This window comes from Thermomonospora cellulosilytica, from assembly GCF_014138835.1.
GTDB lineage: Bacteria > Actinomycetota > Actinomycetes > Streptosporangiales > Streptosporangiaceae > Thermomonospora > Thermomonospora amylolytica.
In genome coordinates, this window is sequence record NZ_JACJII010000001.1 from 3527266 (window position 1) to 3538401 (window position 11136).

General features: G+C 69.3%; 12 protein-coding genes. 4 read left to right on the forward strand and 8 right to left on the reverse strand.

Features of this window, described 5'->3' with window-relative positions; genetic code table 11:
• Positions 1-72: 72 nt before the first annotated feature.
• Positions 73-1128: a hypothetical protein gene (locus tag HNR21_RS16695; RefSeq protein ID WP_182705929.1), complete on the reverse strand. Its 1056-nt coding sequence runs from the start codon at positions 1126-1128 to the stop codon at positions 73-75.
• A 301-nt stretch (positions 1129-1429) separates the two neighbouring features.
• Between HNR21_RS16695 and HNR21_RS16700 the strand changes: the two genes are divergently transcribed.
• Positions 1430-1723, forward strand: coding sequence for a hypothetical protein (locus tag HNR21_RS16700; protein WP_182705930.1), 294 nt, complete (start codon positions 1430-1432; stop codon positions 1721-1723).
• A gap of 863 nt (positions 1724-2586) precedes the next feature.
• On the opposite strand, the gene HNR21_RS16705 is transcribed toward HNR21_RS16700, so the two are convergent.
• From HNR21_RS16705 to HNR21_RS16720, 4 genes are all read right to left on the reverse strand, one after another.
• A complete protein-coding gene (locus HNR21_RS16705) occupies positions 2587-3354 on the reverse strand; it encodes an aspartate/glutamate racemase family protein (protein ID WP_220500188.1) in 768 nt (255 codons plus the stop codon).
• Between the two features lie 168 nt (positions 3355-3522).
• Positions 3523-3948, reverse strand: a complete 426-nt coding sequence (locus HNR21_RS16710) for a VOC family protein (protein ID WP_182708678.1) — start codon at positions 3946-3948, stop codon at positions 3523-3525.
• A 358-nt stretch (positions 3949-4306) separates the two neighbouring features.
• Positions 4307-4477 (reverse strand): hypothetical protein, encoded by a 171-nt coding sequence (locus tag HNR21_RS16715; RefSeq protein WP_182705931.1) that lies wholly within the window; start codon positions 4475-4477, stop codon positions 4307-4309.
• A gap of 107 nt (positions 4478-4584) precedes the next feature.
• On the reverse strand, positions 4585-4953 hold the full coding sequence (locus HNR21_RS16720; protein ID WP_182705932.1) for a hypothetical protein: 369 nt from the start codon (positions 4951-4953) through the stop codon (positions 4585-4587).
• Between the two features lie 231 nt (positions 4954-5184).
• On the opposite strand from HNR21_RS16720, the gene HNR21_RS16725 reads away from it, so the two are divergent.
• Positions 5185-6225, forward strand: coding sequence for a fatty acid desaturase family protein (locus HNR21_RS16725; protein ID WP_182705933.1), 1041 nt, complete (start codon positions 5185-5187; stop codon positions 6223-6225).
• Here the strand turns inward: HNR21_RS16725 and HNR21_RS16730 are convergent.
• On the reverse strand, positions 6216-7097 hold the full coding sequence (locus HNR21_RS16730; protein ID WP_182705934.1) for a S66 peptidase family protein: 882 nt from the start codon (positions 7095-7097) through the stop codon (positions 6216-6218). The two genes, HNR21_RS16725 and HNR21_RS16730, sit on opposite strands and share 10 nt — an antisense overlap.
• 155 nt (positions 7098-7252) lie before the next feature.
• Here HNR21_RS16730 and HNR21_RS16735 point away from each other — a divergent pair, with 155 nt between their 5' ends.
• Positions 7253-7885 carry a DUF6069 family protein gene (locus HNR21_RS16735; protein WP_182705935.1) on the forward strand — a complete coding sequence of 211 codons (633 nt, stop codon included), beginning with the start codon at positions 7253-7255 and terminating at the stop codon, positions 7883-7885.
• A 106-nt stretch (positions 7886-7991) separates the two neighbouring features.
• On the opposite strand, the gene HNR21_RS16740 is transcribed toward HNR21_RS16735, so the two are convergent.
• Positions 7992-8405 carry an organic hydroperoxide resistance protein gene (locus HNR21_RS16740; protein WP_119731282.1) on the reverse strand — a complete coding sequence of 138 codons (414 nt, stop codon included), beginning with the start codon at positions 8403-8405 and terminating at the stop codon, positions 7992-7994.
• 85 nt (positions 8406-8490) lie between these two features.
• Here HNR21_RS16740 and HNR21_RS16745 point away from each other — a divergent pair, with 85 nt between their 5' ends.
• Positions 8491-9060, forward strand: a complete 570-nt coding sequence (locus tag HNR21_RS16745) for a TetR/AcrR family transcriptional regulator (protein ID WP_220500189.1) — start codon at positions 8491-8493, stop codon at positions 9058-9060.
• Between the two features lie 176 nt (positions 9061-9236).
• On the opposite strand, the gene HNR21_RS16750 is transcribed toward HNR21_RS16745, so the two are convergent.
• Positions 9237-10979, reverse strand: a complete 1743-nt coding sequence (locus HNR21_RS16750) for a RelA/SpoT family protein (protein ID WP_182705936.1) — start codon at positions 10977-10979, stop codon at positions 9237-9239.
• Between the last annotated feature and the right edge of the window lie 157 nt (positions 10980-11136).

Sequence of the window (11136 nt, forward strand, 5' to 3'; positions counted from 1 at the left end):
TATCGCTTGAAGCTTGGAAGCCTACCATTATGCCACCCTGATGCGCGATGGTGATGTCAGGAAAGTCCTCCTTCAGATATTTTTTCCTATCCTCGGGTAGTTCTTGAATAGTGAGATAGGGGGATCGCCCCTTCCAACTGTAATGGCATGTCCATCCGCCAGTGGATCTGAGATGGAAACTGCGCGACGTGCCAGTTCCCTTAGGTCCTTTAGGATTACATCCAGATAGGTGGACAGGTAATCATGGACGATGTCAAAGTATCGCAAAGTGTTGGCGCCAAAGTTGTCTTCTGGTGCTGCTGGACCCATCCTTCCCGTACGCACCCACGGCATGCTTACAAGTATGCTACGCCCCTCATGTAGATAAGTCCCAATCATTGGAGCGCGGACAACAGCTATACATACAAGAAACCTGAGAGAGAAGAATTTATGCTTGGGATTGAGAGAGTATTGACCCTTAAGATAGTCAGCTGCCTTCATTGGGGGCAAGGTTATGGAGCGATATGTTTCTTCGCCAGTAAGTTCCAGTTTCGCCCCCTTGCGGACGGCCTTTGCGAAGGATACAGCAAAGGGGGCGGGGATATTGCAGGATATTAGCTCATATGAGCCCAGCAGATCATGAATGGGCATGCAAAAAGAGAATCCTTCGCTATATTCTTCAGGGGCCCCGAAGATGCGTAGGTTCTTGTGAGGGAGGCCCACCATCTCAGGATATCTGACTTTGGATGTTGTCGCGCTATCTCGCAGGAAGAATACATAAGGGAGTGAACTTTGCTTGCACTCAATGAGGAGATTGATAAACGGCCGGATTCTTGTAGGCCTTGAACCTTTCTCGTTGAGGTCATCCTCACCGGAAGGCAAGGCAATCTCGGCAAAAATGTCTAGCGAGCGAGGGGAGTTTGAATCGCCGTCGACGTAGACCCACTCTTCTTGAATGTTGAAGGATAGGCTCATCTTATTGAGCTCTGACGCTATTTTATTCGAAACTTCCGCCTGAAATGGATATCCAGACTTACGTATAGCGTCAAAGAGTAGGTCCTCTGTTATTCCCTCTTCCAGCTTCCCGTGAGGAGGGATGTCCTGCGGGATATTTGCAGGAATATTGTCACCGTCGTTGATGTTCGCCATCCTGGCAGGATAGTTTGCTAGCGCCTCACGATCCACCGATTTCAGTCTTCTGTCGCGACATGGCTACACAGAGAGCACTACTTCGTGTAGTTGCCGAATTGGGCTGTTTGGGATCAAGAGCGGCGGCGCTGCGGCCCGCCGGCCGCGCCGCCCGACGCGTGCGGCGTGGGCGCCGGTCCTCGGGCGGCGGACCGCCGGGCCGTGCATCGGGACACCGCCGTATGCGTCACACCGCACCAGCCGTCACGGGCATGCACCGCAGGCCTTCTCTCATCCTGCGGCCAGTGGGACGATCACCCTCATGGGCCATGCGTTGCAGTGGATCGTTCAACCGGTAGCCGTAATCGGCATGCTCGTCTTGCACCGGCTCTACCTCCGGGACCACGCATGGGCCGGATGGGCCATGTTCTCCGGCTACGTGGTCGGCTTCCTCTGCCTGATCGCGGCCACCCTCGGCGCCCTTCTCGCCGGTGCGTACTTCTTCTTCCTGCCGCTGCTGGGAGTCTCTGTGCTCTGGGGGTTCGTGGTCAGCAGAGCCCTGGGAAGCCTCAGGCAGGTACGTACAGCCCCGCAAGAGCGCGAGAGCCAGGAGTAGTTCGCACCACCACCGCAGCCAAGCACGTGCGGCGTGGGGTGCCGGTCATATGCGGCTCCCACGATGGCCGGACCTTGAACGGCGCCTCCGGCGGGGGCACTCCGGCTCCGGGAAGCCCAGCCCGCACCCGTACCGGTGGTCTGTGGTGACGGTGAGGGCCTGGCCTTCCCGCCCACCGCCGTCCCAGGCAGAGCCGAGCAGACCAGGGTCAGGGCGCGAAGGCCGTTCGTCCAGTGGGGCGCTCCACCTTCACGCCCTGGCCCTGGCCCGCTCCCCGGAGAGTGGGACGACGGCAGACGGGAAGACCAGGCGGGGGAGTGGTGCGCGGGACGCGCCAGTCCGGTCGAGCATGATCGCTGTGCCATTCGCGTGCCAGATGTCGGGAGGAGCGCGGCCGGGAGACGACCTCGGAGATCCCTGGTGACGTACGAGGACGAGCATGATCGTCGTGCCATTAGCGTGCCATTAGAGCCGAGGCGAGCGCCGCCGGCCGGGGGTGCCGGGCGACGGTGGGCGCAGGTCACGAAGGGGAGCTGATGATCACGTCTCCTTACAAGCGAGGGGCGCAAGTTCGATTCTTGCTGCGGCTACAGGGCAGAGGCCGGTTCTGGGTAAGGAAACCGGCCTCTGTGCTCGCCGGGTGACCGCGCGTCATTACGTGCCATCAGGTTCGGCCGGGAAGATGCGGTCCATGGCCGTAGCGCCTTCCTTGATCATCGGCCTGATCTGTGACCGGTAGGGTTGTTCGGCGTCGGCCGTCCCGCGGTGGCCGACCAGACAGCTCGAGCGGCGCTGAGCGCCTGCGGCCGTACGTCTCTCAGTCCGCCGTTCGGGGTCGGCCAGGCCGGTCCACGTACCTCGGATCAGTCTGCGATCGGCCCGCCCCGCCACGTCGGGAACGGTCGGCGTCCGATGGCGACGTCGAAGGCGGCACGGGCCAGCAGGCGGGTCGAGTCCAGTGTGGGCAGCGGAGAGACGTCGGGCGTCACCAGGAGGGGTATCTCGGTGCACACGAGAGCGACGGCGTCACAGCCTCGAGCCGCCAGCTTCTCGATGATGCGAACGTACTCTTCGCGCGAGCTTAGGGAGAACTCACCGTTCACCAGCTCATCGAAGATGACCTTGTTGATGAGGTGACGATCCTGCTCGTCCGGGACTTCGGCGGCGATGCCCCGTGAGGCGAACGCGCGGCGGTACACCGGGCCGTCCATGAGGTACTTGGTGCCGAGCACGCCAACACGGCCGTAGCCGTTCCGAGCGGCCTGGTCGGCGACCACCTCGGCGATGTGCAGGCCAGGAATCGCGAGTTCTTCTCCCGGATGTTCCAGTGCCATGTGCGCCGTGTTGTCCGGGCACACGAAGAAATCCGCCCCGGCGAGGGTAAGCCGTTGCACGCTCACACCGAGCGTGGCCCGAATCGAGGCGTAATCCCCCGCGTCCCACGCCGGCATGCTGCGCCCCATGGCGATACAGTCCAGCGTCACGTCCGGATGCTCATGGGGACCCAGTTCCCGGAATCCCTCCTGGCAGAAAGCGCGGAAGCACAGCGAGGCCCCTTCTACGCTGTGCGCAAGAATGCCCAGATGCTTCACATGGCCTACACAAGCACGGCCGATGTCATGCGTCAACATCGCATCGCGCCTTACATCGGCGCCCGCGGCCACTTGGGGCGTGTTCGAGAAGGGGCAGGTCTTGAGGTCTTCGAGGGGCCGGGCCGGTTGACGGGTGGCGGGCTTGCCGTGGATCTTGCTGTTGCCGTGTCCGGGTGATTCCTTGGGGAACGGCTCCTTCGGCGGCGTTCAGTTGAGCTGCTCGGCCAGGGCGATGATGATGCCCTCGGGGCCGCGGACGTAACAGAGCCGATAGCTGTCCTCGTACTGCGCCACCTCGCCGACGAGTTCGGCGCCGTGGGTGCGCAGGCGGGCAATGACGTCCTCGATGTCTTCGACGGCGAACATGATGCGACGTATGCCCAGTATGTTCGCCGGTGCGTTTTCCGGCTCGGCCCTGACCGCCGCCGGCGTGTGGAACTTCGTCAGCTCGAGCCGGCCGTGGCCGTCCGGGGTCCGCATCATTGCGATGTCGACTCGGACGCCGTCGAGTCCGACGACACGGTCCACCCACTGTCCCTCGACCGGCATCTCGCCCTCCAGTTCCATACCGAGTTCGGTAAAGAACGCAATGGCGGCCTTGAGGTCATCTACAACGATGCCGACGTGGTCCATTCGCTGAATCGTCATGTCTCTGAGCATAGGGGCCGGATGTTCGGCCATGCCGGTGAGGGGTGGCGTCGTCTGCTCGTGGATTTCGGTGTCGGTGGAGTACCTGGAGCATGATCGATGTTCGTGAATTGTATCGTCGAGACGCGTGGCGCGGCGCTCGTACTCCCCGGCCGGGGGCGGATTCCGGTCTCCTCGGCTCTCCGATGACGGCGCCGGAGTCGTGTTCGGCCTCCACTCACTGAGCAGATCCGGTTTCGGCCGGTCTGCCGCCGCGTTCCTCGTCGCCCGAAGATTTCGCCGTCATCGAAGCCCGTGCGCGGTGGCTTCCTCTCACCCGCCACCGGGTCGGACGGCGAACATGTCAGCGTCGGTCGCGGCGGCTGCGTCGGGACAGCACGACCAGGCCGATCCACGAGCCCGCGAGGGCACCGAACAGGCCGGTTCCGGCCGCGCCGGCCCTGTCGCCGCTGACGGCGCCCCACAGCAGTCCCGTCGATCCGCCGACCAGCATGCCGATCAATCCGCCGTTCATGGGACACCTCCACCGGCCGCCGATCCGACGATCATCCCCTCCGCGCGTGGTGAAGGGCAACGACTTCGGCTCGGGAGGAGCAGACGACGGGCCAGAGCGGCGGTGTCTCACCACAGGTCGTCGAGGGCGGCGAGGCGGCGTCTCCATGTTCGCGCATCACGCGGCGGGAGGGCGTGCGCGATGATCTCCAGGATCCGGCGGAGCTCCAGTGGATCCGGGCAGCAGGCCATGATTCCGCATCCCCATCGCGGATCGAACAGCCGGTGGTACGGATCGCGCAGGAACCGGGCCCAGGCGGCCAGCGCCTCCTCGGCGGCGCCCGGCCACAGCCGTGAATGCTCCAGCCGGGCGAGCAGGACACGGCCACGGGGAGAAAGGCCGGGGATCGTCGAGACGCGTGGTGTGACGCCCGGCCCCTTCGGGCGGTGGCGGGGGAGTCGTTCGGCGCGGAGCCGGGCGGGCCGTCTACGCGGCATGGCCCTTTCGTGTCGCGTGCATGAACGGATGCTGTCATGCTCCGGCCGCGGCGAAAAGCCACTTCCGGCCGGGTGCCCGCTCCGGACGTGGTTCCGGGTTCGTACGGGTATGAGGGCGGACTGGGACCTGCGGGGGAGATGGGATCTGGCTCTTGAGCGGGGCGTGGGGCCGGGAGCTGGATCCATAGCGTGCAGTCAGACGACCGTTCGACGACGACAGGGAACGCATTCATGCCCCAGACGCTTGTCCCGCCCCGTCCGGCCCGTCCGCGCCGCGCGGCCGGAAGCGACTTCGCGCCGCTGGCCCGGCAGGTCCGTGAAAGCGGGCTGCTGGAGCGGCGGCGTGGTTACTACGCCGCCGTCATCGCGATGAACGTGCTGGCCACGGCGGCGATCTGGCTGGCGGTGGCGCTGGCCGGCGGGGCCTGGTGGGCGGTGGCGCTGGCGGTGCCGGCGGCGGTGGTGTCGGCGCGGACCGGGTTCCTCGGGCACGACGCCGGGCACCGGCAGATCGCGCGGACGCCGCGGGCCAACCGGTGGCTGGGGCTGCTGTTCGGGAACCTGATGACCGGGATGAGCTACGGGTGGTGGAACGACAAGCACAACCGCCACCACGCCAACCCCAACCACGTCGACAAGGACCCGGACGTGGCGGCGGGGGTGCTGGTGTGGACCGCCGAGCAGGCCGCCGGGCGCAACGGGTTCGCGGCGTGGATGACCCGGCACCAGGCGCGGCTGTTCTTCCCGCTGCTGACGTTCGAGGGGTGGGCGCTGCGGGTGGCCGGCGTGCTCGACCTGCGGAACCGGCCGGTGCGGGAGCGGATCCTCGAAGGCGGGCTGCTCGCCGTGCACACCGCCGCCTACTTCGCGCTGGCGTTCACGCTGATGGACCCGGCGCAGGCGGTGGCGTTCGTCCTGCTGCACCAGGCGGTGTTCGGGCTGCACCTGGGGTGCGCGTTCGCGCCCAACCACAAGGGCATGGCGATGCCCGCGCCGGGGGAGCGCTGGGACCACCTGCGCAGCCAGGTGCTGACCTCGCGCAACATCCGGAGCGGCCGGGTGAACGACTGGCTGCTGGGCGGGCTGAACTACCAGATCGAGCACCACCTGTTCCCGAGCGTTCCGCGCTGCAACCTGCGCAGGCTCCAGCCGCTGGTCCGTGAGCACTGCGCCCGGGTGGGCCTGCCGTACGCCGAGACCGGTCTGCTGGAGTCGTACCGGCAGGCGCTCGGGCACATGCACGAGGTGGGCGCGGAGCTGCGTCAGCCGTAGAAGCGCAACCGGCCCCGCCGTCCGGCCGACAGCTCGGCCCGCCGCCCGAACGGGAGGGTGAGCTGGGGGCGGCCGTGACCGGCCGGGAAGCCCCACAGGATCGGCACTCCCAGCGGGCCGAGACGGTCGAGCAGCATCGCGCGCAGCTCCGTCTCGGCCCCGCAGCCGATGAACGAGCCCAGCACGATCCCCGTCACCCCCTCGAACCAGCCCGCCCGCAGCAACTGGGTGAGGGAACGGTCCAGCCGGTACGGGGCCTCGGTGACGTCCTCCAGGAACACGATCCGCTCGCCCGGCGGGGGAGCGCCCTCGCCGGCCCCGAGGCTGGTGGCCAGCAGGGTGATCGTCCCCCCGTGCAGCAGGCCCCGGGCGGTGCCGGGGACAAGGGCCTCGCCGTCCGGGGCCGTCAGGGCGTCCACGCCGGTGAACAGCGCCTGGCGCAGGGCCTCGGTGGTGACGGCGTCCCGGCCCAGCGCGGTCCCGGCGGGCATCGGCCCGAAGTAGGTGACCTGCCCGAGCCGATGGGCCAGCGCGGAGTGCAGGGCGGTGATGTCGCTGGAGCCGACGAACACCTTGGGCCCGGCCCGCCTCACCCGCTCCCAGTCGATCAGGTCCACGATGCGCTGCGCCCCGTAGCCGCCGCGGGCGCACAGCACGCCGCGCACCTCGGGATCGGCCCACGCCTCGGTGAAGTCGGCGGCGCGGGCGGCGTCGGGCCCGGCGAGATAGCCGGTGGCCGAGCCCACGTGCGGGGCCACCCGGACCCGCAGCCCCCAGCCTTCCAGGACGGCCGTTCCGCGGCGGAGCGCGGCGTCGTCGACGGGTCCGCTGGGCGCGACGACGGCGACCAGGTCTCCGGGTTCCAGCCTCATGCGCGGCATTCTCCCCGGGCGGGACCGGACGGTGCGGTTGGCGGGCTTATTGCGGACGTGTGGCGTGTCGCTGGTCTTGACCTCTCCCCGCCCGGCAACGAGTCCAGGAGTGGAATGTGCCGAATGGTGCATTAGGTGGCTTTTTGGGAGAAAGCATGGTCAAGGTGCCTTTCGGGTCGGATCCGGACAGTGGTCCGGGACCCCGTGCGCACCCCCACGGACGGGCCCGGCAGCCCCTGCGGGGCGCGTACCGCTGTGCCGCCACGGCACGGCGGCGCCGCGGCCGCGAGGAGGCGTCGCTGGAACGGTACCGGGGATTCGTCGCCCTGCACGGCGCGCTGTCGGCCGGGCCGGAGATCCGGGTCGGCCGGCTGTGGGCGGGCGGTGCGGTGACCGCCCTGTGCGCGGCGCTGGTCACGGTGATCGGGAGCCTCGTCGCCCGCGGGCTGCTGGGCCTGCCGGTCCCCGTTCCGGTGAGCCCGCGCAGCGAACCGGTGGCCATGGCCGTCGCCTACGCCCTGTGCGCGGCGGCGCTGACGCTCCAGGCCACCGCCCTGCTGCACGTGCTGATGGCCCTCGCGCCCCGCCCGGCGAGCGCACTGGCCTGGATCTGCGGCCCGGTCACGGTGATCGCCACGGTCGTCCCGCTGGTGGTGCGGGCCCCGCTGGACGCCGCCGTGGCCACCGCGGCGATCAACCTGGTCGCCGGTGCCGTGGTGATCTCCCTGCTGTCCGCCACCGCCGCCCTGGCGTCCAACTGGCCGGGCCCGCCCGACTACGGGCGATAGCCGCCCCGTGCGCGATGCGGCCCCGGTCCACAGGCGGACCGGGGCCGTTCGGTTCTCGCGGTCATGGCGAACGGCGCCGCCCGCGCATGGACGGCGCCGTCGCGCGTCACTCGACGACGACGTCGACGGGGATGTTGCCGCGGGTGGCGTTGGAGTACGGGCAGACCTCGTGGGTGGCGTCCAGCAGCTTGCGGCCCTCCTCGGGGGACAGGTGGTCGGGCAGCTCGGCGCGGAGCGTCACGGTGAGCCCGAACCCGCCCTTGCCGTTGGGCCGCAGCCCGACCTCGGCGGTGACGGAGGCGTCGGCGACGTCCAGGTTCATCCGGGCCGCCACCAGTTGCATGGCACTGGTGAAGCAGGCGGCGTACCCGGCGGCGAACAGCTGCTCGGGGTTGGTGCCCGCGCCGTCCCCACCCAGCTCGGCGGGCCGGGCCAGCGCGACGTCCAGCCTGCCGTCCGAGCTGACGGCGCGGCCGTCCCGGCCGGAGGCGGTGGCGATGGCGGTGTACAGGGTGCTCATGGGGGTCCCTTCGACGGCAGACCAGACAGACCTGTCTGTCTTACTGAGGGCAGACTAGACAGATCTGTCTGGTAACGTCAATTCCGTGACCGCAGCACCGGCCCTACGGCGAAGCCCCGCCCGCCGCCGCATCCTGGACACCGCCACCGCCCTGTTCTACGGCGAGGGCATCCGCGCCGTCGGCGTCGACCGGATCATCGCCGAGGCCGGAGTGGCGAAGGCGACCTTCTACCACCACTTCCCGGCCAAGGACGACCTCGTCGTCGCGTACGTGCAGGAGCAGAGCCGCCTGCAGCGCGAGGCGGTCGAGCGGCTGCCCCGGGCCGAGCCCGTCGAGACGATCCTGGCCGTCTTCGACGCCATCGGCGAGATCGCCTGCGGCCCCGGCTTCCGCGGCTGCGTCTTCCTGAACGCCGCCGCCGAGTACCCCGACCCCGACCACCCCGTGCGCCGTGCGGTCGAGGACTACCGCCGCTGGTTCCGCACCCTCCTGACCCGGCTCCTGGAAGCCGCCGGCCATCCCGACCCGGCCCGCACCGCCGCGATCCTGCTGGCCCTCCGCGACGGCCTGGTCGTCGGCGGCCACCTCGACGACCCCCACCACATCCGCACCCTCACCCGCGACTCCGTCACCCGGGTCCTCCAGTTCGCCTGACCCACCATCCCGGCGCCCCAACCGGGCGGCCGGATCGGTCACGGCGCTCCCTGTTTTGCCGCATCGCCCGTGCATCTCCGGCCCGGACGGCGCCCCGCGTTCGCGGACGCCGCTCCTTCCCGAGGGCCGGTCGCCGGTGTTTCCGTGCCGTGCTCGTGGTCTTCGACCCGGCCGGGTCAGGGGGAGATGAAGCGGGGGAGGAGGGCGTCCAGGGGGAGGGAGCCGGTGGCTATGGCGGCGTACATGTCGTCTATCTCGGTGAAGCCCAGGTCGCGGGCTATGGACAGGGACGTGCCGTGCGCCTCGGCGGTGAGCAGGTCCAGGTCGTGGTCGGCCAGGAGGCGGGCCAGGCGGTGACGGCCCAGGGCGGCGGCCTCCTCGGTCTGGCGGCCCGACAGCCAGGACTGGATGTGGACGCGGGCGGGGGCGGTGGTGGCGACCTGGAGCCAGTCGGGGGTGGGGGAGCCCTCGGGGTCGGTGAGGATCTCCACCACGTAGCCGCTGCGCAGCTCGGCCGACAGCGGGGCCAGGCGGCCGTTGATGAGGGCGCCGATGCTGTGCGCGCCGGTCTCGGTGCCGAGCGCGTACGCGAAGTCCAGCGCGGTCGCGCCGTGCGGGAGCGCCACCACGTCGCCGGCGGGGGTGAAGACCGCGATGTTGCCGCCCGCCAGGTCGATGCGCAGGCCGTCCAGGAACGCCGCCGAGGTCGCGTCGGACTGCCAGGCCAGCAGCCTGCTCAGCCACACCAGGTCGCGGCGGCCGGCGACGGTGCCGGCGGTGTCGGCCCCGGCGGCGCGGATGTGCGCGACGATGCCGTGCTCGGCGACCGGACGCATCGCCCGGCTCTGGATGATCACGTCCAGCGGGTCGCCGTCCGGGCTGATCACCCGGGTGTGCAGCGCCTGGTACAGGTTGAACTTGGGCAGCGCGATGTAGTCCCTGACCCGGCCCGGGCACGGGTGCAGCGCCGCGTGCACCGCCCCCAGCGCCACGTAGCAGTCCTGCTCGCCGCCGTCCACCACGATCAGCACCCGGGCCGCCTGGCACGGCCGCAGCCCCGCCACGTCACCGGCGTAGTCCTGGTGGACGGCGTACAGATGGCGGGGCCGCACCGACACCTCGGCGTCCAGCCGGTGCTCGGCCAGGGAGCCGCGCAGCAGCCGCAGCGCCGGGCCGAACACCGCGTCCGCGCCCAGCAGCGCCTGCCGCATCGCGGCCGCCGTCGCCGCGTGCGCGGCCGGGTCGCGGTGGGCGAACGCCAGGTCGTCCATCTCCCGCTTCAGCGCGTGGATGCCCAGCCGTTCGGCGAACGGCACCAGCAGTTCCAGCGACGCGGTGGCGTACCGCCGGCGCTTGTGCTCCGGGACGTGGTCCAGCGTGCGCAGGTTGTGCAGCCGGTCCGCCAGCTTGATCACCAGCACCCGCAGGTCGGCCGCCGCGGCCAGCACGATCTTGCGGAACGTCTCGGCCTCGCGGCGCTCCCCCCACCGCTCGCCGTCCAGCTTGGTCACCCCGTCCACCAGCACCGCGACCTCCTCGCCGAAGTCGGCGCGGACCTCGCCCAGCGTGTACGGGGTGTCCTCCACGGTGTCGTGCAGCAGCGCCGCGACCAGGGTGGTGGTGTCCATGCCCAGCCCGGCCAGGATCATCGCCACCGCCAGCGGATGGGTGACGTACGGGGCGCCGGACTTGCGGAGCTGCCCGCGGTGCATGCGCTCGGCCACGTCGTAGGCGCGGCACAGCTCCCGCGGATCGCCGGCGGGGAACGCGGCCCGGTGCGCGGCCAGCAGCGGCGCCAGGGCGGACCGCACGGCGGCGCGCCGGGCGGCCTGGGGGTCGGGACCTCCCCACGGCAGCACGGCCCGGCCGCGGCGGGCCGCCGCCCGGCGCGCGGGCCTGCTCGGTACCGGCGACGTCATCAGGTCATCCGTGGCAGTGTGACTACCTTCCGTAGCCATCATGCGCGGAGCGTACGCCCATATCCAGGGCTCACGGATGTTTTACGGGAGCCGGTGCGTTTACATGCCCGTCACCCCGCCGTGATGGGCGCCTCCACGACCGGCGGTATCAATGAGG

What these genes read in the sequence shown, in the direction of transcription:
- HNR21_RS16720 (WP_182705932.1), bottom strand. Translation starts at nt 4,953, where the DNA reads ATGCCGCGTAGACGGCCCGCCCGGCTCCGCGCCGAACGACTCCCCCGC.
- HNR21_RS16750 (WP_182705936.1), bottom strand. Translation starts at nt 10,979, where the DNA reads ATGACGTCGCCGGTACCGAGCAGGCCCGCGCGCCGGGCGGCGGCCCGC.
- HNR21_RS16735 (WP_182705935.1), top strand. Translation starts at nt 7,253, where the DNA reads ATGGTCAAGGTGCCTTTCGGGTCGGATCCGGACAGTGGTCCGGGACCC.
- HNR21_RS16695 (WP_182705929.1), bottom strand. Translation starts at nt 1,128, where the DNA reads ATGGCGAACATCAACGACGGTGACAATATTCCTGCAAATATCCCGCAG.
- HNR21_RS16725 (WP_182705933.1), top strand. Translation starts at nt 5,185, where the DNA reads ATGCCCCAGACGCTTGTCCCGCCCCGTCCGGCCCGTCCGCGCCGCGCG.
- HNR21_RS16740 (WP_119731282.1), bottom strand. Translation starts at nt 8,405, where the DNA reads ATGAGCACCCTGTACACCGCCATCGCCACCGCCTCCGGCCGGGACGGC.
- HNR21_RS16705 (WP_220500188.1), bottom strand. Translation starts at nt 3,354, where the DNA reads ATGTTGACGCATGACATCGGCCGTGCTTGTGTAGGCCATGTGAAGCAT.
- HNR21_RS16730 (WP_182705934.1), bottom strand. Translation starts at nt 7,097, where the DNA reads ATGAGGCTGGAACCCGGAGACCTGGTCGCCGTCGTCGCGCCCAGCGGA.
- HNR21_RS16715 (WP_182705931.1), bottom strand. Translation starts at nt 4,477, where the DNA reads ATGAACGGCGGATTGATCGGCATGCTGGTCGGCGGATCGACGGGACTG.
- HNR21_RS16700 (WP_182705930.1), top strand. Translation starts at nt 1,430, where the DNA reads ATGGGCCATGCGTTGCAGTGGATCGTTCAACCGGTAGCCGTAATCGGC.
- HNR21_RS16710 (WP_182708678.1), bottom strand. Translation starts at nt 3,948, where the DNA reads ATGGACCACGTCGGCATCGTTGTAGATGACCTCAAGGCCGCCATTGCG.